At 62.1% G+C, this 25216-nt stretch carries 20 protein-coding genes; 8 read left to right on the forward strand and 12 right to left on the reverse strand.

Going from position 1 to position 25216, the window contains the following annotated elements:
- Window positions 1-9 precede the first annotated feature (9 nt).
- The 3 genes from M5B99_RS11860 to M5B99_RS11870 all read left to right on the forward strand — a co-directional run bounded on the left by M5B99_RS11860 (window position 10) and on the right by M5B99_RS11870 (window position 4870).
- A complete protein-coding gene (locus M5B99_RS11860) occupies window positions 10-2217 on the forward strand; it encodes a diguanylate cyclase (protein ID WP_248804191.1) in 2208 nt (735 codons plus the stop codon).
- Window positions 2218-2400: 183 nt separating this feature from the next.
- Window positions 2401-3180: an N-acetylmuramoyl-L-alanine amidase gene (locus M5B99_RS11865; protein WP_248804192.1), complete on the forward strand. Its 780-nt coding sequence runs from the start codon at window positions 2401-2403 to the stop codon at window positions 3178-3180.
- Window positions 3181-3256: 76 nt separating this feature from the next.
- A complete protein-coding gene (locus M5B99_RS11870) occupies window positions 3257-4870 on the forward strand; it encodes an EAL domain-containing protein (RefSeq protein ID WP_248804193.1) in 1614 nt (537 codons plus the stop codon).
- 12 nt (window positions 4871-4882) lie between these two features.
- Here M5B99_RS11870 and M5B99_RS11875 read toward each other — a convergent pair whose 3' ends face one another.
- Together M5B99_RS11875 and algB are read right to left on the reverse strand one after the other, a co-directional pair.
- Window positions 4883-6661 (reverse strand): ATP-binding protein, encoded by a 1779-nt coding sequence (locus M5B99_RS11875; RefSeq protein ID WP_248804194.1) that lies wholly within the window; start codon window positions 6659-6661, stop codon window positions 4883-4885.
- 10 nt (window positions 6662-6671) lie between these two features.
- The gene (gene algB / locus M5B99_RS11880; RefSeq protein WP_248804195.1) at window positions 6672-8018 is read right to left on the reverse strand and encodes a sigma-54-dependent response regulator transcription factor AlgB; all 1347 of its coding nucleotides are present in this window, start codon (window positions 8016-8018) and stop codon (window positions 6672-6674) included.
- 446 nt (window positions 8019-8464) lie between these two features.
- Between algB and M5B99_RS11885 the strand changes: the two genes are divergently transcribed.
- From M5B99_RS11885 to M5B99_RS11900, 4 genes are all read left to right on the forward strand, one after another.
- Window positions 8465-8746 (forward strand): hypothetical protein, encoded by a 282-nt coding sequence (locus M5B99_RS11885; RefSeq protein WP_248804196.1) that lies wholly within the window; start codon window positions 8465-8467, stop codon window positions 8744-8746.
- A gap of 90 nt (window positions 8747-8836) precedes the next feature.
- Window positions 8837-9001 (forward strand): DUF1328 domain-containing protein, encoded by a 165-nt coding sequence (locus M5B99_RS11890; protein WP_100940022.1) that lies wholly within the window; start codon window positions 8837-8839, stop codon window positions 8999-9001.
- A gap of 529 nt (window positions 9002-9530) precedes the next feature.
- On the forward strand, window positions 9531-10862 hold the full coding sequence (gltP, locus tag M5B99_RS11895) for a glutamate/aspartate:proton symporter GltP (RefSeq protein ID WP_248804197.1): 1332 nt from the start codon (window positions 9531-9533) through the stop codon (window positions 10860-10862).
- Window positions 10863-11090: 228 nt separating this feature from the next.
- Window positions 11091-12320, forward strand: a complete 1230-nt coding sequence (locus M5B99_RS11900) for a nucleoside recognition domain-containing protein (protein WP_248804198.1) — start codon at window positions 11091-11093, stop codon at window positions 12318-12320.
- Between the two features lie 138 nt (window positions 12321-12458).
- Here the strand turns inward: M5B99_RS11900 and M5B99_RS11905 are convergent, their stop codons facing one another.
- The 10 genes from M5B99_RS11905 to M5B99_RS11950 all read right to left on the reverse strand — a co-directional run bounded on the left by M5B99_RS11905 (window position 12459) and on the right by M5B99_RS11950 (window position 23605).
- Window positions 12459-13091, reverse strand: coding sequence for an ABC-type transport auxiliary lipoprotein family protein (locus M5B99_RS11905; protein ID WP_248804199.1), 633 nt, complete (start codon window positions 13089-13091; stop codon window positions 12459-12461).
- A complete protein-coding gene (locus M5B99_RS11910) occupies window positions 13088-14026 on the reverse strand; it encodes an MlaD family protein (protein WP_248804200.1) in 939 nt (312 codons plus the stop codon). The genes M5B99_RS11905 and M5B99_RS11910 overlap by 4 nt, the downstream gene beginning before the upstream one ends.
- A 1-nt stretch (window position 14027) precedes the next feature.
- Window positions 14028-14831 carry an ABC transporter ATP-binding protein gene (locus M5B99_RS11915; RefSeq protein WP_248804201.1) on the reverse strand — a complete coding sequence of 268 codons (804 nt, stop codon included), beginning with the start codon at window positions 14829-14831 and terminating at the stop codon, window positions 14028-14030.
- Window positions 14828-15973: an ABC transporter permease gene (locus M5B99_RS11920; RefSeq protein WP_248804210.1), complete on the reverse strand. Its 1146-nt coding sequence runs from the start codon at window positions 15971-15973 to the stop codon at window positions 14828-14830. The genes M5B99_RS11915 and M5B99_RS11920 overlap by 4 nt, the downstream gene beginning before the upstream one ends.
- Window positions 15974-16039: 66 nt before the next feature.
- Window positions 16040-17056 carry a DUF5924 family protein gene (locus M5B99_RS11925; RefSeq protein WP_248804202.1) on the reverse strand — a complete coding sequence of 339 codons (1017 nt, stop codon included), beginning with the start codon at window positions 17054-17056 and terminating at the stop codon, window positions 16040-16042.
- A gap of 120 nt (window positions 17057-17176) precedes the next feature.
- Window positions 17177-18553, reverse strand: a complete 1377-nt coding sequence (locus M5B99_RS11930; protein ID WP_248804203.1) for a M16 family metallopeptidase — start codon at window positions 18551-18553, stop codon at window positions 17177-17179.
- Window positions 18554-18608: 55 nt separating this feature from the next.
- Window positions 18609-20267 (reverse strand): Na/Pi cotransporter family protein, encoded by a 1659-nt coding sequence (locus M5B99_RS11935; protein ID WP_248804204.1) that lies wholly within the window; start codon window positions 20265-20267, stop codon window positions 18609-18611.
- A gap of 325 nt (window positions 20268-20592) precedes the next feature.
- Window positions 20593-21342 (reverse strand): TerC family protein, encoded by a 750-nt coding sequence (locus M5B99_RS11940; RefSeq protein ID WP_248804205.1) that lies wholly within the window; start codon window positions 21340-21342, stop codon window positions 20593-20595.
- Window positions 21343-21431: 89 nt separating this feature from the next.
- On the reverse strand, window positions 21432-22739 hold the full coding sequence (locus M5B99_RS11945; RefSeq protein WP_248804206.1) for a CitMHS family transporter: 1308 nt from the start codon (window positions 22737-22739) through the stop codon (window positions 21432-21434).
- 572 nt (window positions 22740-23311) lie between these two features.
- Window positions 23312-23605, reverse strand: a complete 294-nt coding sequence (locus tag M5B99_RS11950) for a DUF3077 domain-containing protein (RefSeq protein WP_248804207.1) — start codon at window positions 23603-23605, stop codon at window positions 23312-23314.
- A gap of 390 nt (window positions 23606-23995) precedes the next feature.
- Here M5B99_RS11950 and M5B99_RS11955 point away from each other — a divergent pair, with 390 nt between their 5' ends.
- On the forward strand, window positions 23996-25009 hold the full coding sequence (locus tag M5B99_RS11955; RefSeq protein ID WP_248804208.1) for an AAA family ATPase: 1014 nt from the start codon (window positions 23996-23998) through the stop codon (window positions 25007-25009).
- Window positions 25010-25216 lie beyond the last annotated feature (207 nt).

The raw sequence follows: 25216 nt of genomic DNA on the forward strand, positions 1-25216 counted from the left end.
GACGCCGGCATGAGCAGCGAAGAAGTCGAACGCTGGAAAGAGAAATACCTTAAAAGCATTGAACAACAGGAAAAGCTCGAGCGTCGTTGGGACGCCCGTCTGGACCTGCTTCGCCGTGGGCTGGTACGCAGTACTCTGGCGGCGGAAGGCACCGACCGCGCGGTCGACCAATGCATGAAGGAAATGCGCGATATCGTGCGCAGCGACGATATGGACGCAGGGCTCGCCGCCCTGTTGCCGCGGTTGGAAAAGGCCGTGCTCGACTCTGAACAGCGCCGCGAGACCCGCGCCGAACAGGTGAGTACCGCGTTGAGCGCGCTGGTGACCCAGCTGCAATCCCTGCCATTGCCCCGTGAAGTCAGGCGGCCGCTGAAGAACTTCGCCAAGCAGCTTGAGGGTCGTGTCGGTCAGGCGCGGGAGATCCCGTTGCTGCTCAGCGAGCTCAGTGGCCTGCAAGGCAAGGCACTGACGCAGCTTGAGCAGCCGGTTGAGCCGGGTCGCCCCGGTCTGTTGCAACGGTTGTTCGGTAGCAAGGAGAGCGGGCCGGAAACCGCCCCGGGGCAGCCACCGGTTCCGTCCGCCAGGGTCGAAGAGGTTTCGGCCCGCAGGGTCGAACCCTCGGCGCGTGAGCCCGAAGTTCAGGTGTCGGAGCCTGTTCATACACCCGCCCCCACGGCGCCAGCCATCGTCGCACCTGCTCCGGTAGCCACCCAGGACATCGCGCCAGCCGCGCCGCCGGCCCCTGAGGCCGCAGTCGAAGTCATGGCGTCAGTCGCACCCGAAGTGCCTGGGCCGTCGCCCGCTGCCGCGCCTGAGCCGGTACCCACGGCCCAGCCGGTCGATGCTGTGGCCTATGTACCGCCGGTGGTTGTGCCGCAGATACCGGCCGCCGTCGCCGAGCCGGTGGCCGAAGTGCCGGCCGTGGTGTCGACGAGCGTGGGTGAACAGCCGCCGTCGCCGACACTGGCTGTCGAGCCCGGTGTAGTGTCGCTGTCTGTCATCAAGGCGGCCGACCCGGCTGAAGCGCCGGCCCCTGCGCTGCGCCTCGTGCCAACGGTGTTTCTCGACAGCCTGCCGTTACCCGCTGTGATGGCTGAAGCGCTGGCGGCCGTCGACCCGGAGTACCCCGAGCCGGATGTGCTGTTTGCCTTGCCCGAGTCCCCGGAGCCGTCCTACAGCTCAGTGGCCGAACACATCGAATCGACGTTGCTGGGCCTGCTCGATGACCTCACCCTGCCAGAGCGTCACCAGGCCCATGCCGAGGCCATGCGCCAACGCCTCGAACATGGGTTGAACTGGTATGAATTGCTGCCGATCCTCGATGATCTTGCGGTGTTGATGCTGGCGATCAACGACAGCGGCCAGCGTGACTTCCAGATCTATCTCAAGCAACTCAACGAGCGCCTGGAGTCGTTCCAGAGCAACCTGCAGGCGGCCAGTGCCGGCCATGCCGAAGGGCGTACGGCGGCGAACGAGTTGCACAGTCAACTGCGCGAGCATGTCGATAGCCTGCAAAGCAGCGTGCAGGATGCCTCGGACCTGGACAGCCTCAAGCACGTCCTGGAAAGCCGCCTCGAAGGTTTGCTGGGCACCATGGACCAGCATCAGCAACAACGGGCGATCCGCGAGCAGGAAGTCGCGGTGCGCCTGCAAAGCCTGGCCGAGCGCGTGGCGCATATGGAGCAGGAAGCCCAGGGTTATCGTGACCACCTTGAGGAGCAGCGCCAGAAAGCCCTGGTCGACCCGCTGACCGGCTTGCCCAATCGCGCGGCCTGGAGCGAGCGGTTGGAGCAGGAGATGGCGCAGTGGCAGCAGCATGGCAACACCCTGCTGATCGCCATGCTCGACCTCGATCACTTCAAGCGGATCAACGACAACTACGGCCACCTGGCCGGTGACAAGGTGTTGAAGATCATTGCCGGCGAGCTGCGCAAGCGTCTGCGGGCCGGTGACTTCATCGCCCGTTTCGGGGGCGAGGAGTTTGTCCTGCTGGTGCCCAATACCCCGATCATGGCGGGGCTCAAGCTGGTCGAGGGCTTGCGCGCAGCCATCGAGGCCTGTCCGTTCCACTTCAAGGGTGAGCGCGTGACGATCACTGTGTCGGTCGGGTTGTCGGCGTTCAGGGCCGGCGAGCGCAGCGATCATGCGTTGAAACGAGCCGATGAGGCGCTTTACCGGGCCAAGAATGCCGGGCGCAATCGTATCGAGCAGGGCTGAGTACCAGGCCAGGGTTCTGTAGGCGCCGGCAAGCGGGCGCCTACAGTGACCGTGTTGAGTGAAATGCGGGTGCCAGGGTCAAGATACCGCTAGAGGTTGTATCAGGTAACAGTGTATTGGGCGCTGCTGGGCCTGCCAGTACGTTATGCTGTCAAATTACTGTCTTCGTTTGTTGCGGCTGCCATGAAACTGCTCCCCTTCCTTCTTTCAATCCTGCTGCTGGCGGGCTGCGCCAGCGGTCCGCGCATCGACACCAGCCACCCTTCGGTCAATTACGACAACCGGGTGCAGTTCGTGGTTCTGCATTACACCTCGGCGAACATGGAAAACTCGCTGCGGTTGCTGACCCATGGCCAGGTCAGCAGCCATTACCTGATCGGCGACGACCCGCGCGCCACCGTCTACAAGCTGGTGGATGAGAGCCAGCGCGCCTGGCACGCCGGGGAAAGCGAGTGGCTGGGGCGCACCTGGCTGAACTCCAGCTCCATTGGTATTGAAATCGTCAACCCGGGTTTCCGCGATACCCCCACCGGGCGCGTCTGGTACCCCTACAGCGAAGCCCAGATCCAGGCGCTGGTCTTGCTGCTCAAGGACATCGTCAAACGCAATCACATCGAGCCGCGCAATGTGATTGGCCATAGCGATATCGCCCCTTTGCGCAAACAGGACCCGGGGCCGCTGATGCCCTGGAAGCGCCTGGCTGCAGAAGGCCTCGGCGTATGGCCTGACGAACAGGCGGTCGCCCAGCAGCAGGCCGCCTACGTCGCGCAACTGCCGAGCGTCACCTGGTTCCAGCAGCAGCTCAAGCGGCTGGGCTATGCCTCACCGCAGACCGGCGAGCTGGATGTTGCCACGCGCCATGTCCTGGCGGCCTTCCAGATGCACTTCCGCCCCAGCCGCTTCGACGGCCTGCCGGATGCGCAAAGTGCGGCGATTCTCCAGGTGCTCAATCAGTCAGAATAATGTCACCGCCGGACGGTCAGCGCCGAACCGCCAATCTGTTGCTATAACTCATTGGTAAATCTTCGGATATTCGCTGATGCCGGCTCGCCAGACGTTGCGCTCCTGGTTCCATCGTCCCTGGTCGCTGGCATTGCTGGCGGCTCTGCTCAGTGTCGCCCTGTTGTCGGCGGGTAGCCTGGGGGTGGTGATGCACCAGGTCAGACAGCACGAAAGCGAACAAATGAATGCCCAGGGGCAGCGTTTCCTGGAGCGGCTGGAGCAGCTTTTCGGGCAACTGCGCGAGGGGCTCGACCAATTGGAGGCCCAGCCCCTGCGCGATTGCAGCCTGGCCATGATCGGCACCTTGCAGCAACTGAGCTTCAACTACCGCTTTATCTACAAAGCTTTCTATGTCGACGCCACCCAGTCCTGTTCCAACTGGCCGAATCAGGATGCCCACGTCGCCTCGCGAGCGCCGGATATCCGCGGACCGACCTACAGCTATTGGCTCAATACCTCGGCCCAACCCAATGACAACCTGGCCGCCCTGATGCTGGGGCGCGGTCATTTCCGGGTGTCCACCTCCCGCGGGCATTTGAGCGATGTGGTGGAGTTGCCGCCAGGGGCGAGCCTGCTGGTGGTGGTCGACCATGGCCGGCGGGCGATTCCGGTGCTCGGGCCGGCCCAGGACTGGCCGCCCCCCGGCTGGCCCGCGAAGGGCAAGGATCCGCTGCTGATCACGGCGAATGAACTGATCTATCGCATGCCCACCCGCACCCCGGAATACCAGTTGGTGATGGTCGCGCCGCGCGCGGCGATGCCACTGCCGGTCGACCCGCTGTGGTGGTGGTTGTTCTCGGTGAGCCTGCTGATTGCCTTCTGCATCGGTGGCCTGACCTTGCAACTGGCCCGCCAGCGCCAGTCGCTCAATGGTGAGCTGCAAGGCGCTCTGCGGCGCGGCGAATTCCAGGTCTTGTATCAACCGATCTTCGACCTCGGCAGCCGCCATTGTGTGGGGGCCGAGGCCTTGATCCGCTGGCGCCGGCCGGACGGCACGCTGACCAGCCCCGACCTGTTCATTCCCCTGGCGGAAAATACCGGGCAGATCCGTCAGATCACCGATTTTGTCCTGCAACGGTTGCTGGACCAACTGGGTCAACTGCTGCGGGCCAACCCGCAGTTGTATATCTCGGTGAACCTGGCGGCCTGCGATGTCATGGTGCCGCGTATTGGCGAGGTGATTGCCGACCTGTTGCGGGTGCACCGGGTCAGTGCCCGGCAGATCGCCTTCGAAGTCACCGAGCGCGGGCTGATCGACGTGGTGGTGGCCCGGGACAATTTGCAGGCCCTGCGCAATGTCGGTCATCAGGTCCTGATCGACGACTTCGGCACCGGCTATTGCAGCCTGGCCTATCTGCAAACCCTGCCGGTGGACTGCCTGAAGATCGACAAGGCCTTTATCGATGCCCTGGGCCATGATGCCGCCAGCAGCGGCGTGGCGCCGCATATCATCCGCATGGCCCATGCGTTGCACTTGCGGGTGATCGCCGAAGGTATCGAGTCCGAGCACCAGGCTCTGCTGCTCAGTAGCGAAGGGGTCAATTACGGCCAGGGTTGGCTGTTCGCCCAGGCGTTGACGGCGGTGCAGTTCGTCGAGTTGATCACCCGTGGTCGGCGCCTGGCTTCACGGCGTCTGGACGACGAAGCCTAGGTTCTGGGAGCGCTAGAGCGGCAGCGCCATATAGAACTGCGTGCCCTGCCCCGGTCTTGAATACACGCCCATGCGCCCGCTGTGCAATTGCACGATCTCCTTGCACAGAGCCAGGCCCAGGCCGGCACCACCTTTCTTACGGCCGACCTGGACGAAGGGTTCGAAGATCCGTCCCTGTTGACCGTAGGCAATGCCCTCGCCGTTGTCCTCGACGCTGATGATGACCCGCTCGCCATGGCGTCGGGCCTGCAGGCGAATCTGCCCGCCCCGGGCGGTATGGCGCAGGGCATTGTCCAACAGGTTGTCGAGCACGCGTTCCAGTTGCGGTTGATCGGCAGGCAGGCGCGGCAAGGGCGGTTGCAGCTCCACCTGCAGGTCGATGCCCTGGGCCAGGGCCCGCTCGGCATAGCGCAGGCGGCAGGCTTCGAGTAAGGGCTCGATGTCGCAGGGCACCAGGCTGAGCTTCTGCATGCCGTTCTGGTAGCGGGAGAAATTCAGCAGGTCGTTGATCAATTGCATCAGCCGCTGCATTTCTTCGTTGACCGTGTTCAGCAGGTCCGCCTCCCGCGATTCACTGTCGAAATGTACGCGCTCCTGCAACAGGCCGAAGGCCATGTGCATGCCGGTGACCGGCGTGCGCAATTCGTGGGAAGCGCGCAGGACGAACTCGCTGCGTACCCGCTCGAAGGCCCGCTGTTCGGTAACGTCATGGAGCACCATCACCGCGCCGAGAATATGGCCTTCGGTGTGGCTGACCGGGGTCAGGCTGTAGGTCAGCAAGCGGGACTCGCCTTCGACCTCGACCTCAAGGTCTTCCGGCGCCCGTTCCAGGCTGGCGCCGCGCAGGATCGATTGCAGCTGTTCGTCCAGCTCGGGCCGCTGCAGCGCCTCACCAAGGCGTTGGCCCAGGCGATCACCGTCCCAGCCCAACTGGCGTTGCGCCACTGGATTGAGGTGCTCCAGACGGCCTTCGCGGTCAATCATCAACAGCCCGTCGTCGATGCTGTCGAGCACGGCCTGCAAGCGCTGCTGGCCGGCGAGCAATTCGTCGATGTTGGTTGCCTGATGCTGGCGCAGGGCTTCGGCCATGATGCCGAAACGTCGGGTCAGCAGGTTCATCTCGACGGCCGAGGAAATCGGCAGGGTCACTTCGAAGTTGCCCTGGCCGATGTGGTCCGCCGCCTCGGCCAGGGCTTCGATGGGCGCGCCGAAACGCTGGGCGATGCCGTGGGCGGTAATGAAGCCGATGATCAGCACCGCCAGCCCGACAAATCCCAGTAGCCCGGCCACCAGTAGCGCCCGCTCGCGGGCACTGCTCTCCGTGCTACTGATGTTGTCCAGCGCCTGCTTGTGCTCGGCGATCAGGCCGTTGCGCAGGACGTTGAAGCTGCTGGTGAGCGCCTCGGTGCTGCCCGTGCCGTTGCGTGAACGGGCGAAGGCCTGGAGAAACTGCTCGTAGTCGATCCGCGCCTGGGCGAAGCCGCTGCGCACAGCGCTGCTCTGCTCATGCTCGATGCCTTCGTTGAGCAGTTGCAGGTAGTGCTCGCGCGAGGCCTCGAGCGCGGCCTGGTCCGGTTTGTCGCTGAGCATCAGGAGCAACTGGTCGCCCAGGCTCTGGCGCAGTTTGAGGCCAAGGTCCAGGGTGATGAAGTTCTCGCTGATCAGCGACTCCTGGGTCTTGGCCATCTGCATCACGCTGACCAGGCCGAGCATCAGGCCCAGCAAGGCGACGGTGATCAGCGCCGAGATACTCAGGAAGAGCCGGGTGCGCAGCTTCATCGTGAGTCTCATGGTGGGCTACTCACAGGTTGTACTGTTTACGTTTGCGGTACAGCGTCGAGGCGTCGATGCCCAGAGTCCTGGCGGCCTGGTCGAGGGTGTCGCTGGTGGCCAGCACGGCGCCGATATGGGCTTTTTCCAGCTCGTCCAGGCTCAGCGCGGCGCCGATACGCGGTGCGCTGTGGGTCGGTTGTTCGGCCATGCCCAGGTGGCTGATTTCCACGCGCTCCTGGGGACAGATGATGCTGGCGCGTTCGACCACGTTGCGCAGTTCGCGGATATTGCCTGGCCAACGGTAATTGAGCAGGGCTTCGCGGGCTTCATCGCCGAAGCCGCGGGCCGGTCGCGCGTATTCCTTGACGAAGCGGGCGAGGAAACGATCGGCCAGCATCAGGATGTCTTCACTGCGCTCGCGCAGGGGCGGCAGGTGCAGGGTGATGACGTTCAGGCGATAGAGCAGGTCCTCGCGAAAACGCCCGTCACGGACCATGTCTTCGAGGTTGAGGTTGGTCGCGGCGAGAATCCGCACATCGGCCCGCCGCGTCACCGGATCGCCGACCCGCTCGTATTCCTTGTCCTGGATAAAGCGCAGCAGCTTGGGTTGCAGGGTCAGGGGAAAGTCACCGATCTCGTCGAGAAACAGGGTCCCGCCGTCGGCCTGGTTGACCCGGCCCAGGGTGCTTTCGCTGGCGCCGGTGAAGGCTCCGCGGCTGTGGCCGAACAGCTCGCTTTCCATCAGCTCGGCGGTCAGCGACGGGCAGTTGATGGTCACGCAGGACTTCTTCGCCCGTTTGCTCCAGCCATGGATGGCACGGGCCAGTTCGCCCTTGCCGGTCCCGGACTCGCCGAGGATCAGGATGTTGGCATCGGTGCCGGCCACCTGCCGCGCGGTTTCCAGCACCGCCATCATCGACGGGCTGTGGGAGTCGAGGCCGTCCTTGGGCTTGCGCACTTCACCTTCCAGGGCTTCGAGGCGGGCCGACAGTTGCCGCACTTCCAACTGCTTGGCCGTGGCCAGGCGCAGTTGGTCCGGGCTGCACGGCTTGACCAGGTAATCGGCGGCCCCGGCCTGGATGGCATCGACCGCGGTGTCCACGGCGGAATGGGCGGTGACGATCACCACGCGCATCCAGGGCGCCTGGATGCGCATCTGGGCGAGAACATCGAGACCGTTGTCCTCGCCCAGACGCAGGTCGAGGAAACACAGGTCGAAGACCTGGCGCTGCAACAACGCCTCGGCCTGGGCGGCGCTGTTCGCCGTGGCGACGGTGTAGCCTTCGTCTTCCAGGCAATAACGAAAGGTGCGAAGGATGGCAGACTCATCATCCACCAGCAGAATACGGCCTTGATGTTCCGTGGCTGATTCCATCTCCCATGCTCCTTTAGTAAAAGTTTCCAGTTTGTTCCGGAAATATCCGGCACGTTAGAGAGCTGTTTCTGATTGACCTATGACAAGCAGGGTAACGGTCTCCGCCTCTGATTGCTAACCCGCTGATTTGGGGAATTTTTTAGGCTCTTTGCTTCCGACAGCCAGGCTCTCAGCTAATTCCTACTGATTTTCTGACTATTTATTCTTGAAATTAGGCTATTTCCTACGGACTCATCGTGCAATACGCACGACCGTATGATGAGCATCGTGCAGGATGCTGGTTGGTCAATCTTATTTATTTTTTAACTTGTTGATTTTATTGATATTTTCTCATCAAAAAAACTGGCATGCAGGCTGCAATGCTCCTCTCAAGAACATTCGCGGTGGTCGGGCTGCTTCATCCCCCGACCCTGCAACACGCATCATTGAGTCGGAGGAGTTTCAGGATGAATCGCCCACGTGCCGCCCATCTCCATCTCTCGCCCCTGCACCTGCAGCAAGGATTGTTTGCCGTGCTCGCGTTGCTGGTCACGCTGATTGCCGGCCAGCAGTTTCAACGCTGGAACCAGGCCGGCGTGCAGGTCCAGCGCCTACCCGGGCATGTCTTGCAACAGACCCATTTCAGCGCGGCCGCCGCCAGCATCAGCGACCCCACCGCCTATCGCCTGACGTCGGTTGATCAAGCCCAGGCGCCGGACGAAACGCTTCAACAGCGCTGGGTGTTCTAGGCAAGGACCGGGCTGTCTGACGACAGTCCGGGGCAGTACCCGGAGCAGTAAAGGCTGCATCCAAAAACTTGTAAGTCGAGGAGAATCACCATGTTGAGCTGGGCAGTCACATTTCTGATCATTGCCATTGTCGCCGCGGTATTGGGCTTTGGTGGCATCGCCGGTACCGCTACGGGTATCGCCAAAATCCTCTTTGTCGTATTCCTGGTGATGTTCGTGGTTTCCTTCCTGTTCGGACGCCGCGGTCGAGGCTGACCATGAGCCGCCGCCGCCCTGCTGACGGGCGGCAGCTCCGGCCTTGGCACGATAGGCATTTGTCGCTTTAGTCCTATGTCGTTCTGACATTAAGTGGCATTTTCAGCGGGTGCATTTTTCCGGTGTAACCGTACGTCTAGAAATACCCCTCTAATTCCCCTCTTGTTTCCGATTGAATTCGTAGGACTTTTCTACTTATCTGGCCGCGATTCGCCCTCGCAACGCAGAGGAAGAAATGCTTTGAGATGGCCGGTTTACGGCACTTTATTCGGCTGAAATGTCTTGTTGGCAGGGGGCAAAACGGTCGTATTGTTGAATAAAGCTCATGCCGATTCGGCATAGGGTAGGCGTTTACGGCATTAGACGTCCCCCCCTTGCATGGGAATAGTTGCGCCTTTTTTCGCCTGCCAAAAAGCCATCAGGCTGGTGGGCGATGACCTTCCATGGGGGGCAGCTGCCGTCACCTGACCTGCATAAATGCAACGGTGAGGGGCTCCTGTCCGACTCCACTTGAAGCAAGGGTAACGACATGAAGAAGGCAAAGCTCAGCCTCGCCTGGCAGATCCTTATCGGTCTGGTACTGGGGATTGCAGTGGGCGCGCTGCTCAACCATTTCAGTGCCGAGAAGGCCTGGTGGATTAGCAACGTGCTGCAACCGGCAGGCGATATCTTTATTCGCTTGATCAAGATGATCGTCATTCCGATTGTCATTTCCTCGCTGGTGGTCGGCATTGCCGGGGTCGGCGACGCCAAGAAGCTGGGGCGCATCGGCCTCAAGACCATCATCTACTTCGAGATCGTCACCACCATCGCCATTGTGGTCGGCCTGCTGCTGGCCAACGTGTTCCACCCGGGCTCGGGCATCGACATGAGCACCCTGGGCACCGTGGATATCTCCAAGTACAAGGCCACCGCCGCCGAAGTGCAGCATGAGCATGCGTTTATCGAAACCATCCTCAACCTGATTCCTTCGAACATCTTTGCCGCCATGGCCCGCGGCGAAATGCTGCCGATCATCTTCTTCTCAGTGCTCTTCGGCCTGGGCCTGTCGAGCCTGCAGGCCGAGTTGCGCGACCCGCTGGTGAAGATGTTCCAGGGCGTCTCGGAAAGCATGTTCAAGGTCACCCACATGATCATGAATTACGCGCCTATCGGTGTGTTCGCCCTGATCGCGGTGACCGTCGCCAGCTTCGGCTTTGCCTCCCTGCTGCCGCTGGCCAAGCTGGTGCTGCTGGTCTACGCTGCCATTCTGTTCTTTGCCTTTGCCGTGCTCGGCCTGGTTGCCCGCTTGTTCGGCTTCTCGGTGATCAAGCTGATGCGCATCTTCAAGGACGAACTGGTGCTGGCCTACTCCACTGCCAGTTCCGAAACCGTGTTGCCACGGGTGATCGAGAAGATGGAAGCCTATGGCGCGCCGAAGGCCATTTGCAGCTTTGTGGTGCCGACCGGTTACTCCTTCAACCTCGATGGTTCGACCCTGTACCAGAGCATCGCGGCGATCTTCATTGCCCAGCTCTATGGCATCGACTTGTCCATCAGCCAGCAATTGCTGCTGGTGCTGACCCTGATGGTCACCTCCAAAGGCATTGCCGGGGTTCCGGGCGTCTCCTTCGTGGTGTTGCTGGCGACCCTGGGTAGCGTGGGTATTCCGCTGGAAGGCCTGGCCTTTATCGCCGGTGTCGACCGGGTCATGGACATGGCGCGGACCGCGCTGAACGTGATCGGCAATGCCCTGGCGGTCCTGGTGGTTTCCCGTTGGGAAGGCATGTACGACGACGCCAAGGGCGAGCGCTACTGGAACTCCCTGCCGCACTGGCGCAGCAAGGAGCCGCTGCCGGCGGGCGAGGTCTCCAAGGGCTAACCGCCGTGCCCATGGTGTGGAAGCGGCGCTGTTCTTGTGGGAGCAGAGCTTGCTCGCGAAGAGGCCAGTGAGAACGCTAGAAGCTTCGTCGGAGTGCCACCCAGGCCAAGCGCCGTTCCCACAGGTTCGGTGTATTTCCAGCCCGCCTAGCCAAACCCCGGACTTTCCGGGGTTTGTTGTTTCTGGCCCGACCGCTATCATTCGCCGCATCCTCAAGGAGTTTTACCGATGCTCAATGGCCTGTGGCTTGGCTTTTTCGTGGTGGCGACCGTCTCGGCGCTGGCGCAATGGCTGGTGGGTGGCAACCACGCGATCTTCGCTGCCATGGTGGAAAGCATCTTCGCCATGGCCAAGCTCTCGGTGGAGGTCATGGTCCTGCTGTTCGGCACCCTGACTCTCTGGCTCGGCTTTCTGCGCATCGCCGAGAAGGCCGGGATCGTCGAGTGGCTGGCCAAGGCCCTGGGGCCGTTGTTCAGCCACCTGATGCCGGAAGTGCCCCGCGGCCACCCGGCCATTGGCCTGATCACCCTCAACTTCGCCGCCAATGCCCTGGGCCTGGACAACGCCGCCACGCCCATCGGCCTCAAGGCCATGCGCTCCCTGCAGGAGCTCAACCCGAGCCAGACCGTGGCGAGCAATGCGCAGATCCTGTTCCTGGTGCTCAACGCCTCGTCCCTGACCCTGCTGCCGGTGACCATCTTCATGTACCGCGCCCAACAAGGCGCGGCGGACCCGACCCTGGTGTTCCTGCCGATCCTGCTGGCCACCTGCGCCTCGAGCCTGGTCGGCCTGTTCTCGGTGGCGGTGATGCAGCGCCTGCGCCTGTGGGATCCGGTGGTGCTGGCCTACCTGATTCCCGGTGCGTTGATTCTCGGTGGTTTCATGGCGGTGCTGGCCGGGCTTTCGGCCACGGCGTTGGCCGGTCTGTCGTCGATCCTCGGCAACCTGACGCTGTTCGGCCTGATCATGCTGTTCCTGGTGATTGGCGCGTTGCGCAAGGTGAAGGTCTACGAGGCCTTTGTCGAAGGGGCGAAAGAGGGCTTCGATGTCGCCAAGAACCTGTTGCCGTACCTGGTGGCGATGCTTTGTGCGATAGGGGTATTGCGGGCTTCCGGGGCCCTGGACTTCGGCCTCGACGGCATCCGTCACCTGGTGCAGTGGGCCGGTTGGGATACGCGTTTCGTCGACGCCTTGCCGACGGCGATGGTCAAGCCGTTCTCCGGCAGTGCCGCCCGGGCGATGTTGATCGAGACCATGAAGACCCAGGGCGTGGACAGTTTCCCGGCGTTGGTGGCGGCGACCATTCAGGGCAGTACCGAAACCACCTTCTATGTTCTGGCGGTGTATTTCGGTGCGGTGAATATCCAGCGTGCGCGGCATGCGGTGGGCTGCGCCTTGCTGGCCGAACTGGCAGGGGTGCTGGCAGCGATCGGGGTGTGCTACTGGTTCTTTGGCTGAAACCCGTGTTTGCCTGTGGTTGCGATGCAAGATGCAGCGCAGCCATCGCCAGCAAGCCGGCTCCCACACGCTGTCTCGCCGCAACTTACCGGCAAGCCCGGAAACCATGTGGGAGCCGGCTTGCCAGCGATGAGGCCCTCAGCGTTTCGCCGAATCCTCGCCCTGCCGCACCGCCCAACCGATCATCTGTGCCATCAGCTTGTCGCCGGCCTGACCGAAGCCCGCGACCACGCCAGGCACTTGCTTGTCACTGATCGGCTGATGCACTTCAAAGCGCCGGCTGGCGAGGATCCGCTGATCGATCCCTCGGACCAGCCGTGCATCGAAGCGGATCACCACCTCGGCGGCCTGCCCGTGGTACTCGGTCTGGAACGCCTGCAACTCGCCCCCCAGCTCGAAATCCGCCTGCAGGTTGCTGTCGTCGGTACTCAGCAGGCGCACCCGGCCGTCGCGCTGGAAAGCATCGAGGATCCGGTTGCGCAGCAGCACCGGCGCCGGATCGCTCCAGCGCGAGGCCTTGTAGTGGCTGATCAGGTCGCCTTGGGGCAGCACGGCAATGTTCGGGCTGTTCAAGGCGTCACTGGCAATCGGCTTGGCAATGCGCAGCGACCAGTTCACCGGCAGGCCGTTGGGCGCCGGCACACTGTTCTGCGCTGTCGGCAGGCGATAGACATCCGCCGGGTCCGCCTGGGGCAGGATCGAGCAGCCGCCGCTCAAGGCCAGGCCGACAACCAGGGTAAGCTGGCTCAATACACGAGGGGCATGCCTCATGGGCTGAATTCCTTGTTCTTGTCACGGCCCAGCAAGTAGCCGCTGGGGTTGGCTTCCAGGCGCTTGGAGATCGCGCGCAGGGAACTGAGGGTGTCACGCAGTTCGCGGATCGCCGGTGCCAGCTCATTCAGGCCCTGCAAGCCGCTGTTGACCGAGTCCTGGTTGTTGCTCAGCAGTTTGTTGATCGTCGCGCTGCTCTGCTCCAGGGACTGCATCGCCCGTTCAGCGCTGCCCAGGGCCTGCTTGCCCTGATTGTCGAGCAGGCCGTTGGCGTTACGCATCAGCAAGCTGGTCTGCTCCAGGGTCGCGCTGACCTGCTTGCTGACCTGGGTCATCTGTTTCAGGGTCTGGCGGATATCGTCGCGTTGACCGGCGATGGCCCCGGTGGCCTGCTGGAGGTTTTCCAGGGTCTGGCTGACCTGGCCGACGTTTTTCTGCGAGAACATTTCGTTGGCATTGTGCAGCAGCAGGTTGATCCCGCTCATCAGGTCATTGCTGTCGTTGAGCAGGCGTGAGATCGGCGATGGCGAAGCGATGATCTGTGGCAGGTTGCCATCCTTGCCCTTGAGCTCGGGGCTCTGTGGCGTGCCGTCGCTGAGCTGGATCAGCGAAGTGCCGGTGATGCCGGTCAGGGCCAGCTTGGCGTGGGTGTCTTCCTTGATCGGGGTGTCACCGGCCAGGCGGATGCGCGCCAGTACCCGGCGCGGGTCTTTCGGGTCGAGGCTCAGTTGCAGCACATCACCGACCTTGATCCCGCTGTACTGCACCGGGCTGCCCTTGGACAGGCCGCTGACCGCCTCGTTGAACACCACTTCATAGTCCTTGAACGCGGTGTCGACGCTGGACTTGGCCAGCCACAGGCCGAACAGCAACGCGGCCACGACCACCAACACGCTGAACAGGCCGATCATCACATGATGGGCGCGGGTTTCCATTTCATCCCTCCTTGTGCGGGGTTACCGCGTCAAATGCGGCGCGACCACGCGGGCCATGGAAGTATTCGTGAATCCACGGATCGTCGGTCTCGGCGACCCGGTCGATGGCATCGGCCACCAGCACGCGTTTCTGCGCCAGCACCGCGACCCGGTCGGTGATGGTGTAGAGCGTGTCGAGGTCGTGGGTGACCAGGAACACACTCAGGCCCAGGGCATCGCGCAGGGTCAGGATCAGTTGGTCGAAGGCCGCCGCGCCGATGGGGTCGAGGCCGGCGGTGGGTTCGTCGAGAAACAGGATGTCCGGGTCCAGCGCCAGGGCACGGGCCAAGGCGGCGCGCTTGATCATGCCGCCGGACAGCGAGGCCGGGTATTTGTTGGCCGCTGACAGCGGCAGGCCGGCCAGGGCCAGCTTGACCGCCGCCAGGTGTTCGGCATCGCGGCGACTGAGGCCGGCGTGTTCGATCAATGGCAGGGCGACGTTCTCGGTGACGGTCAGCGAGGAAAACAGCGCACCCTTCTGGAACAACACGCCGAAGCGCCGTTCGACCAGGGAGCGCGCCTGTTCCGAGAGGCTGCGCAGATCCTGGCCGAACACCCGCACGCTGCCCTCGCTGGGTTTGCGCAGGCCGACGATGCTGCGCAACAGCACCGACTTGCCGCTGCCGGAACCGCCGACCACGGCGAGGATTTCGCCACGGTACAGGTCCAGGTCGAGGTTTTCGTGGACGCTCTGGCTGCCGAAACGGTTGCACAGCCCGCGTACCTCGATCACCGCCTCGCTCGGCGCCCGTGATGGTCGACTCACCAGCCCATCTCCATGAAGAACAGCGCGGCCACGGCATCCAGTACGATCACGATAAAGATCGACTGGACCACACTGGAGGTGGTGTGGGCACCGACCGACTCGGCGCTGCCGCTGACCTTGAAACCTTCCAGGCAACCGACGGCGGCGATCAGGAAGGCGAAGAATGGCGCCTTGGCCATGCCCACCAGGAAATGCCGGACGCCGATATCGGCTTGCAACAGGGACAGGAACATCGCCGGCGAAATCCCCAGCGACCAGGCGCAGACCACGCCGCCGCCGACAATCCCGCAGATCATCGCCAGGAAGGTCAGCATCGGCAGGGCGATCAGCAGGGCCAGGACCCGCGGCAGCACCAGCAATTCCATGGGATCGAGGCCAAGGGTGCGAATGGCGTCGATCTCCTCGTTGGCCTTCATCGAGCCGATCTGCGCAGTGAAGGCGCTGGCGGTGCGTCCGGCCATGAGGATGGCGGTGAGCAGTACGCCGAACTCACGCAGGAAGGAGAACGCTACCAGGTCGACGGTGAAGATACTGGCGCCGAAGCTCTTCAGTACCGTGGCGCCGAGAAAAGCCACCACGGCACCGACCAGGAAGGTCAGCAGGGCGACGATCGGGGCGGCGTCGAGCCCGGTCTGTTCGATATGCGCAACGGTCGCGGTCATGCGCCAGCGCCGCGGGCTGAAAATCCCCCGGGCCAGGGTCTCGAAGATCAGGCCGACAAACCCGAGCAATTGCAGGGTGTCTTGCCAGACGGCATCGACGGCGCGGCCGATGCGCTCGAGCAACTGGATGCCCGCCGCCTCTTCGGGTTCGCGCACCGGCTCGCAGAAATCCGCCAGCGAGCAATACACGGTGTGCAGCAGGGCCCGGTCGGCGGCACTGATGCGGCAGCTCGGATGCTCGGCTGAGCGGCCGAGGCGATCAGCGCCCAGCAGTTCCACCAGCAAGGACGCACCGGCGGTGTCGAGGGCGCCGAGGTCATTGAGGTCGATATCGGTGCTGGCGTCGTATTGGCCAACCAGTTGCGCGGCACGTTGTTTCAGGTTGGCGTAATGGGCCAGCGTCCAGTCACCACTGATCCGCAGGCGCGCGGGACTGCTCGAGGTATCCAGGTGGGCGGTGCCGGCCGTTTCGCTGATGATGGAAAGCTCCGTGCTTAACAGACATTGATACTGGCCTCTGTAATAGCACGATCTCGCCCCTGATCTCTAGTCGGTTGCATCCGTCACCTTGAAGCGCAGCACGCCGAGCATCTGACCGCCCTCGGTGAGTACCCGGACCTGCCAGTCGCCGGTGGGATCGGCCGGGAAGTTCTGCTTGTGCGACCAGGCGCGATAACCTTCCTTGCGTCCGCCATGGATGTCCAGGGCGATGCGGTCGACCTCGTGGCCGTTGAACTGCCAGACATGGTAGATCCGCTCGTCCAACCCGCGCGGTGCGTTGATTGCGGTGTAGGCATACAGCCCGTCCTTGCGCACCTGGCGGGTGCTGACTTGATCCAGCCCCTCGCCCGGGGTGCGGTCCTGTAGCTCGGTGGTGACCGCGACTTCGGTCATCCACAAGGTCGCCGGCGGCACCCACGAACGCAGGAACCAGCCGGCGCCGCCAATCGCCAGGGTCACGCCGATCAGCATCAACCAGCCGCGCCAACTGCGCAGTGGCAGGCTCACTGCCAGGCTGGGGATCGACAACAACATGGCGGTGCCCAGGGCCAACTGGTAACTCTGGGGGGTGGTCAGGTGCAGGATGATCGGCAGGGCGGTAAGCAGCGCGGCGAACAGGGTCAGGGTGTGCAGCCCCAGCAACAGCCAGCGTTTCGGCGAAAGCCAGTTGTAGTACAGCGGGTCGATGATCGAGACCAGCGCCGCCGCGCCGAGCAGTCCGGTGAACAGCAGTTGGCTACTGTTCCAGGTGGTGGTGATGAAAAAAAATGGCAGGACAAAGGACAGGCTTTGCTGGTGGATCATCTGCGTGGCATAGCGCAGCAGCGGCTCGGGGATGTCGTGTTTGAACACCCGACTGAAGAACTGCGTGAAGACGTTCTCCAGCATCAACCAGAGCCAGCTCACCAGCAGGATGACCGCAATCCAACTGGCGGAATCCTGCTGGCGATCGACCAGGATGAAGCTGGCGATACCGGAGCAGAACCCGAAGGCGGCAATGACCCCTGGATAACGCTTCATCAATGCGAGGACGCGTTGGATGTAGAGGGTCCAGTTCGGCATTCGGCGGTTCACAGTGCGGGCGATTAAAAGATCGCGACACAATACCGTTTCAGGCCGGATTAGTCGTGTCTGTGGTGGCCCATCGCGAGCAAGCTTGCTCGCGATGAACGATAGCGCAGTCTAGCGTCGATAGGCCCGCCAGCCCAGCAGTCCGATCAGCAGCAAGCCGGCCAAGGCGGCGCCCAGGCCGACCAGTTGCTCATCGCTGAGCAACGGCTTTTCGACCCGTAGGTAGCCCGGCTGCTTGAACAGTTGGCGCAGTGCCTGGTTGGCATCGGCCAGTGTCACCGCCCGCAGGGCCTGGGCCGGGTCGGTAAAATGGCCGTCCTCATAATCGCCCAGCGCCCCCCAGTAGTAGTCGGCCAGGGCGCTGTTGCCCTGCACCGCCCAGGCCTGGCGGGCAATGGCGGCCTGTTTCAGGCGGGCGAAGGTGTTCGGGTCGAGCCCGTCCTTGAGCAGGCGTGCCCTGAGTTGTTCGAGCACCTGCCGGGCGTCGTCCAGGTTATTGCGTTCGACATCGGCGTTGACACTGAAGAAGCCGACGCCGCCGAGCACTTCGCGTTCGCTCCACGGCCCATAGGACAGACCGTGGTCCAGGCGCAAGTGCCGATACAGTGCCCAGTCCAGATAGTCCTTGAGCAGGTCGAAGGTTTCGTCGGGCAGCCCCTCCAGTGCCGGCTCCGGAAAAAACCAGTGGATTTTCGCGCCGTTGCCGACCCAGCCGCGTGGCAGGTCGCGTTGCGTGGCGGCGGCCTGGTCATGGATTTCCGGCAATGGCAGGTGGTCATTGGGCTCGATCGGCTCCAGCGCGCCGAAGGCCCGGTCCAGGTAGGCCGGGAGCAGGCGATCGAGTTCGCCGACCATGATCAGGGTCATGTTGTTCGGCGCGTACCAGTTCTTGCGCACGGCCTCCAGCTGTTCCCGCGTCAGGTGCCGGACATCGGCGCGTTCGGCGCATTTGAGTCCCAGCTCCACCGCCAGCTGGTTGCTGGCGCTGTGACCGAGGTCCTGGTGGTCCAACCAGCGCTGCAGGTGCGAGTAGTGGCCGCCCTCCTCGCGCTCCACCACCTGCTTGGCGGCGTCGATGGCGCTCGCACTGAGGTCGGTGCGGGTAAGGATCTCCAGCAGCAGGTCGAGGATCTTGCGCTGGTTCGCGGCCGGGGCCTCGATCACGAAGGTGGTGTCGGCGTTACTGGTGTAGGCGTTCCATTCGCCGCCCAGGGCCTGCATGCGCGCTTCCAGCCCACCTTCGCCGCTGGCATCGACGCCACTGAACAACAGATGTTCGAGCAGGTGCGGCAGCTCCTTGTCGGCACAGGAAAAATCGTCGAAGCCTACGCCCACCACCAGGCGGATCGCTACGTGGCCGCGTTCGCTGCCGGGTTTGAGCAGCAGTTGCAGGCCATTGGGCAATTGATAACCCTCGATCTGGAAGCGATCGAGGGCGGCGGCGTGCAGGGTATTGAGCAACAGGCAGGCGAACAGCAGGCAACGCATAACCATTTTCCGAAGGCAGGGTCCTACGCACAGACAACGCTGGAACCGTGGACGTTCAAGACGATTGGCTGATGTCGTCGAGTTCTTCCGAGGCCAGGGCCCCGGTCTCGGTGGTTTCCAGCACCGCATAGGCGCTGCCGCAGAATAGCGAATTCAGGCGCTTCATGTCGGCAATCAGCTCCAGATGCAGCGAGCTGGTTTCCAGGCTCTGCACCACTCCGCGCTGCAAGCGACTGACATGGGCGTGGGCCAGGCGCCGTTCCTGGGCGCGGAAACGGCGTTTTTCCCGCAACAGTTGCCGCGCGTTGTGGGGATCGGCACCGAGGAACACCGTGAGGCCCAGACGCAGGTTGTCGAGCAGTTGCCGGTGCAACCCGGTCAGTTCCTCCAGGCCGTCTTCGGAAAATCCGCGGCGCTGCGAGGTCTTCTGCCGTTGTACCTTGCGCAGCATCTGCTCGATCAGGTCGGCGGCCAGCTTCAGGTTGACCGCCAGTTCGATGATTTCCGCCCAGCGTCGGCTGTCCTGGTCGCCGAGGTCTTCGCGGGGCATCTGCGCCAGGTAGAGTTTGATCGCGCTGCAGAGCACCTCGACGTCTTCGCACAGGCGGCGTATCTCGATGGCGACAGCGGTCTGCTTGCCATTGAGTACATTGAGCATGGCGTCGAGCATGCTGTCGACCAGGTCGCCGATGCGCAGGGTTTCCCGCACGGCGTTGGACAGGGCCAGGCTCGGGGTGGCGAGGGCGGCGGGGTCAAGGTGGCGGGGTTTGGCCTTGCCGTTGGCCTCGGGGCGTTCCGGCAGCAGCCAGGCACAGAGCCGGGCCATCGGACCGACGCTAGGTAGCAGCACCAGGCAGCGCGCTGTGTTGTAGAGCAGATGGAAGCCGATGACGATTCCCTGGGGTTTGAAGTCGAGATGGTTGAGCCAGTGCGCCAGCGGGCTCAACGCCGGGATGATCAGCAGCAGGCCGATCAGCTTGTACAGCAGGCTGCCGAGGGCCACCTGGCGGCCGGCGGCGTTCTGCATGCTGGTGCCGAGAAAGGCCAGCACACCGCTGCCGATATTCGCGCCGATCACCAGGCCGATGGCCACCGGCAGACTGATCACATTGGCGCCGGCCAGGGTCGCGGTGAGCAGCACGGCGGCCAGGCTGGAGTAGGAGACCATGGCGAACAGCGCGCCGACCAGGGCATCGAGGAGGATATCGCCGGTCAGGGAGGCGAACATCACCTTCACCCCCTGGGCGTGGGTGATGGGCGCGGCGGCTTCGACGATCAGTTGCAGGGCGAGGATGATCAGCCCCAGGCCGATGCCCACGCGGCCCAGTTGACCGGCGCGGGTCTGCTTGCGCGAGAGGAAAAAGATCACCCCGAGGAAGATCAGCAGCGGCGACAGCCAGGACAGGTCGAAGGTCAGGACCCGGGCCATCAGCGCGGTACCGACGTCGGCGCCGAGCATGATCGCCAGGGCCGGGGTCAGCGCCATCAGGCCCTGGCCGACGAAGGACGTAACCAGCATGGCGGTGGCATTGCTGCTCTGGACCATGGCGGTGACCAGGATCCCGGCAACAAAGGCCAAGGGTCGCCTGGACATGTTGCGGCCGATGACGTGACGCAGGTGTGAACCGTAGACCCGCAGGATGCCGGTACGGACGATGTGCGTGCCCCAGATCAGCAGGGTCACGGCGGAAAGCAGATTGAGCAGGGTCAGCATGGAGGGCCCCCTGGGGTGACTGGTGCCCCATCGGGGCAAGCTCGGATTGTGGCCGTGTGCCTTTTCTACGACTTGTCCTTAAGCTGTAGTTGGCTATTTGGCTGAGCGCCAGCATCGCATGAGCGGCGCCGGGCTTGAAACAAAAATGTCATATTTTCATGGGGCGCTGCGGGAGCCTGACACTGGCGCGTACCTTGTGGGAGCGGAGCTTGCCCGCGAAGCTTTTAGCGGGCTCATGGCCCCCTTCGCGGCGGTGCGGCGATCCGACAAGCTCCGCTCCCACAGAATCAGGTGGTGTGCTCCGGGTTATTGACCCGCCACTGCCTCAGTGGCGTTTCGCGGCTTGCTCCTCCTGTTTCTTTTTCTGCATCGCCGTGCGCATCTTGATGTTGATCGCTTCCACCGCCAGGGAGAACGCCATGGCGAAGTAGACGTAGCCCTTGGGCACGTGCACGTCGAAGGCTTCGGCGATCAGCACGGTGCCGACCACGATCAGGAACGACAGCGCGAGCATCTTCAGCGACGGGTGCTTGTCGATGAAGTCGCCGATGGTCTTCGAGGCCAGCATCATCACCAGCACCGCCACCACGATCGCGGCGATCATCACCGGTACATGGGAGACCATGCCCACGGCGGTAATCACCGAGTCGAGGGAGAACACGATGTCGATAATGGCGATCTGGATGATGGTATAGAGAAAGTTGCCGCCCTTGCCTTTCGGCCCGTTGCCCGCCTCCTCCGCGCCTTCCATGCCGTGGTAGATCTCCTGGGAGCTTTTCCAGAGCAGGAACAGGCCCCCGAAGAACAGGATCAGGTCGCGTCCGGAGATCCCCTGGCCGAAGACCACGAACAGGTCGTCGGTCAGGCGCATGACCCAGGTGATCGACAGCAACAGGAGGATCCGCGTGATCATCGCCAGGGCCAGGCCGAAAATCCGCGTACGTTGCTGCATATGCCGGGGCATGCGGCTGACCAGGATCGAGATCATGATGATGTTGTCGATGCCCAGGACAATTTCCAGGGCGGTCAGGGTGAAAAAGGCCACCCAGAGTTCCGGGTTGGTCAGCCAATCCATATCTATTCCTTTGAACTTACGTTTGAGCCATATCGGCGCCGGGCTTCAGGTTCTGAAGGCCGGCGCCGATACGACAGTGAATCATTGCCTTATAGACTACCGGAGAGCGGAAAGGTCCCCAGCAGCAACGCGGCCAGCAGTATGCACAGGCACACCAGCACCGCCCACTTGAGAGTGAAGCGCTGGTGATCGCCGAACTCGATACCGGCCAGGGCCACCAGCAGGTAGGTCGAGGGTACCAGCGGGCTCAACAGGTGGACGGGCTGGCCGACGATCGAGGCACGGGCCATTTCCACGGCGCTGATGCCGTAGTGGCTGGCGGCTTCGGCGAGCACCGGCAGCACGCCATAGTAGAAGGCGTCGTTGGACATGAAGAAGGTGAACGGCATGCTCACCAGCGCGGTGATTGGCGCCAGGTACGGGCCGAGCGCCGGTGGGATCACCGCCAGCAGGCTCTTGGACATGGCGTCGACCATGCCGGTGCCGGACAGGATGCCGGTGAAGATACCGGCGGCGAAGATCAGTCCGACCACCGCCAGCACGCTGCCGGCATGGGCGCCGATGCGCTCCTTTTGCTGTTGCAGGCACGGGTAGTTGACGATCATGGCGATACTGAATGCCACCATGAACAGCACCGGCAACGGCAGCAGGCCGGCGATCAACGCGCCCATCAGGGCGACGGTCAGCGCGCCGTTGAACAGGATCAGTTTCGGCCGGCGCGCGTCGGGGAATTGCGAGACGCTGATTTCGCTGTGATCGACCTCATCGCCGATGACATGCAGCTCGCCCAGGCGCGCGCGCTCGCGCAGGCCATAGAAGTAGGCAATGGCCAGGATCGCCAGAACCCCGGCGAGCATGGCCGGGATCATCGGTACGAAGATATCCGAGGGGTCGACGTGCAGCGCGCTGGCGGCACGGGCGGTCGGGCCGCCCCAGGGGGTCATGTTCATCACCCCGCCGGCGAGGATGATCAGCCCGGCCATGATTCGCGGGCTCATGCCGATGCGGCTGTACAGCGGCAGCATGGCGGCGACGCAGATCATGTAGGTGGTGGCGCCGTCACCGTCGAGGGACACCACCAGGGCCAGCACGGCGGTACCCACCGAGACTTTCAGCGGGTCGCCCTTGACCAGCTTGAGGATCTTGCGCACGGCCGGGTCGAACAGACCCGAGTCGATCATCAGGGCGAAATACAGGATGGCGAACATCAGCATCACGCCGGTGGGCGCGAGCTTGGTGATGCCGTCGATCATCATCTTGCCGATACCGGCGGCGAAGCCACCGAACAGGGCGAAGACAATGGGGACGATGATCAGGGCGATCAGCGCGGACAGGCGCTTGGTCATGATCAGGTACATGAAGGTAATGACCATGGCAAAGCCAAGGAAAGTCAGCATGGGCGTACTCCGGGCGTAACGCGGCTAGGGAAAGGCACGGCGACTGGGGTCAGTGCCGGGACGACGAGCGTGGGCGTTACGGGCGGGGTCGCAACGAAGAGGCGGGTCTTAGCAAGCATCGGTATCACCATTTTTGTTGTTAGTTGGGCCGTGGAGCGCTTGTGGCGCGCGCTGTGGCCGACCGGTCTGGTGGCGGTGGCGGGGCGATGCTAATGGGGTGAAGCTTTCAGCCAGCTTTCGCGAAACAAACTCTAACAAATGGACTTTTGTAGGAGCAGCCGGTCGTGGCGATAGCGTCCGATCAGGCGATATAAATCTCAGGACACATGTCGTCGGCACGCTAGCCGCAGCAAGCTGGCTTATGGTTCCAATGCTATTCACTCAAGGCCGAACACGGTCTTGTGGCGAGCGGGCTTGCTCGCGCTGGGTGGCGAAGCGGCCCTAAAACCTGCGAATCTGGTGCATCAGGTAGACCGAGGTGGCCGGTTTTGCGACTGCTGCGCAGCTGAGCGCGGTGGTGCGGCGTTCCGACAAGCCCGCTCGCCACAAAACCAGACCAGGCTTGAGCTCATTCAGTGAGTTTGTTCAGTCGCGGCGGATTGTTCAGCCAGCACACCAAGCACTGCTGCGTCGATCAGTGCTTTGGCCATTTCATCCAACTGAAGAGCGGTCCATCGCAAGGAGCGATGACGGGCGTTGTCCCCATAGGCCAGCTCTTCGTTTAGTGCGCAAGAGCAGTCGAGAGCAATGGATGCGTTTTCCAGCAGGTGGATCAGGGGCACACCGGCATTGACACTAAAGAGTGTTGCGTCGGTGTCGTTGTAGCGACCAAAGGGGACGGTGTGGCTGGTAGGCTTTTTCATCATTCAGATTCTCGTTTTGGGTCGCCACCAGACGCCGTCAAACGACTGGGTGGCAACTGTGCGTAGGTTGACGGACCGGAAACGAGAAACCCGGCGCACCCGAAGGTGCCCCACGCACAGCCGCCATAAAGCCATACAACGGGCACGAAGGTGCCCACGTGGCAGTACAAGGGGGGCGTTGTATCTCGTTAGAAGCCGGACCGTCAAATCCGATCACGAATGTGTCGTGACGGCTCTGAGGATATGGAGAATAGGTGTGGAGGGGCAAGCCAGCTCTAGCGCAATGTTTTGTGAGATTTATCCTTGTTTTGTTTTGGGGGGGCATGATGGCCGTAAGAGAATGGTAGTGATAATCTCACTTTCTGGTTTCGGGCTAGAGCGGAGCTTCAACCAATGCTCAATAGCGTTGCGTTAGATAATTTTGGACCTTTGCAAGATATTAGCTGGGAAAATCTCTCAGGTATCAATCTGGTCATTGGCGCTAATGGCAGTGGCAAAACTTTCTTGCTCAAAGCTCTGTATTGCACCATGCGTACGCTGGAAGAGTATCAGCGCGGAAATGAACAGCGCACAGCGGCGGAGATATTGGCCGACAAATTGTATTGGACCTTCCAGACAGACAAGATTGGTGATTTGGTCACAAAGAGCGCGGACAGTCCATTGTCCTGCAAAGTGAAAGTCGATAACCATCTCTTTCGTTATGGTTTTGGTAAAGACACGACTAAAAGTATCGTTTCTTTGGAGAACCATGTTGCCCCGCGGGAAAGCAATTCTATATTTTTACCTCCGAAAGAAGTGCTTTCTCTTCAACATATTATCTTGAAGAGCCGTGAGGTCGATAAAGACTTTGGTTTCGATGACACCTATTACGATTTGGCCAAGGGGCTTCGCCTGTCACCTACTGGCGGTAAGAATTACGCGCACTTTGCAAAAGCCCGTAGAAATCTGGAAGACATGCTGGGTGGTAAGGTTGAGTTCGACAACGGATCGAATCGCTGGCAGTTCAAGAGGGGAAACCAAAAATTTCAGATCGGTGCAACGGCTGAGGGTATTAAGAAAATCTCGATTCTTGATACGTTGTTAGGTAATCGTTATCTGTCGGTTGATTCGGTCGTTTTCATCGACGAGCCTGAGTCCGCTTTGCACCCCGTGGCCATCAGCAAACTGATAGAAATTATTGTTGCTCTTGCTGAGCGAGGTATTCAGTTTTTTATCGCCAGCCACTCTTATTTTGTCGTGAAGGCTTTGTACTTGGCAGCGCAAAGGAAGAGGATCTCTATCCCTGTTCTGTCGTCACTCGACGATCATTGGGCGTCCGATGATCTGCAAGCAGGCATGCCGGATAACCCGATCATTGACGAGTCCATCAGACTTTACGAACAGGAAGTGGAGCTGACTCTGGGATGAGTATTGAATTCGACGAATCAGGTATGCGCTTCGGTCCTTACGAGGAAGACAATTTTTTTCCCATAGAGCGCAGCTCGGTTTAAAAAAGGCTGGAGACGGGCTGAAAATAGCCGAGTTCGTACTGGTAAGACCCTCCCCAGGAGGCAGGGAAGAGGCTTGGATTGTGAAGGCCAAGTCTAGTGTGCCGCGAGACTCGGCAGAATATGG

The sequence above is a fragment of the Pseudomonas sp. MWU13-2100 genome, from assembly GCF_023242365.1.
Lineage (GTDB): Bacteria > Pseudomonadota > Gammaproteobacteria > Pseudomonadales > Pseudomonadaceae > Aquipseudomonas.

Coding starts and splice junctions, on each gene's coding strand:
- M5B99_RS11860 (WP_248804191.1), top strand. CDS start 10: ATGAGCAGCGAAGAAGTCGAACGCTGGAAAGAGAAATACCTTAAAAGC.
- M5B99_RS11865 (WP_248804192.1), top strand. CDS start 2,401: ATGAAACTGCTCCCCTTCCTTCTTTCAATCCTGCTGCTGGCGGGCTGC.
- M5B99_RS11870 (WP_248804193.1), top strand. CDS start 3,257: ATGCCGGCTCGCCAGACGTTGCGCTCCTGGTTCCATCGTCCCTGGTCG.
- M5B99_RS11875 (WP_248804194.1), bottom strand. CDS start 6,661: ATGAGACTCACGATGAAGCTGCGCACCCGGCTCTTCCTGAGTATCTCG.
- algB (WP_248804195.1), bottom strand. CDS start 8,018: ATGGAATCAGCCACGGAACATCAAGGCCGTATTCTGCTGGTGGATGAT.
- M5B99_RS11885 (WP_248804196.1), top strand. CDS start 8,465: ATGAATCGCCCACGTGCCGCCCATCTCCATCTCTCGCCCCTGCACCTG.
- M5B99_RS11890 (WP_100940022.1), top strand. CDS start 8,837: ATGTTGAGCTGGGCAGTCACATTTCTGATCATTGCCATTGTCGCCGCG.
- gltP (WP_248804197.1), top strand. CDS start 9,531: ATGAAGAAGGCAAAGCTCAGCCTCGCCTGGCAGATCCTTATCGGTCTG.
- M5B99_RS11900 (WP_248804198.1), top strand. CDS start 11,091: ATGCTCAATGGCCTGTGGCTTGGCTTTTTCGTGGTGGCGACCGTCTCG.
- M5B99_RS11905 (WP_248804199.1), bottom strand. CDS start 13,091: ATGAGGCATGCCCCTCGTGTATTGAGCCAGCTTACCCTGGTTGTCGGC.
- M5B99_RS11910 (WP_248804200.1), bottom strand. CDS start 14,026: ATGGAAACCCGCGCCCATCATGTGATGATCGGCCTGTTCAGCGTGTTG.
- M5B99_RS11925 (WP_248804202.1), bottom strand. CDS start 17,056: ATGCCGAACTGGACCCTCTACATCCAACGCGTCCTCGCATTGATGAAG.
- M5B99_RS11930 (WP_248804203.1), bottom strand. CDS start 18,553: ATGCGTTGCCTGCTGTTCGCCTGCCTGTTGCTCAATACCCTGCACGCC.
- M5B99_RS11935 (WP_248804204.1), bottom strand. CDS start 20,267: ATGCTGACCCTGCTCAATCTGCTTTCCGCCGTGACCCTGCTGATCTGG.
- M5B99_RS11940 (WP_248804205.1), bottom strand. CDS start 21,342: ATGGATTGGCTGACCAACCCGGAACTCTGGGTGGCCTTTTTCACCCTG.
- M5B99_RS11945 (WP_248804206.1), bottom strand. CDS start 22,739: ATGCTGACTTTCCTTGGCTTTGCCATGGTCATTACCTTCATGTACCTG.
- M5B99_RS11950 (WP_248804207.1), bottom strand. CDS start 23,605: ATGATGAAAAAGCCTACCAGCCACACCGTCCCCTTTGGTCGCTACAAC.
- M5B99_RS11955 (WP_248804208.1), top strand. CDS start 23,996: ATGCTCAATAGCGTTGCGTTAGATAATTTTGGACCTTTGCAAGATATT.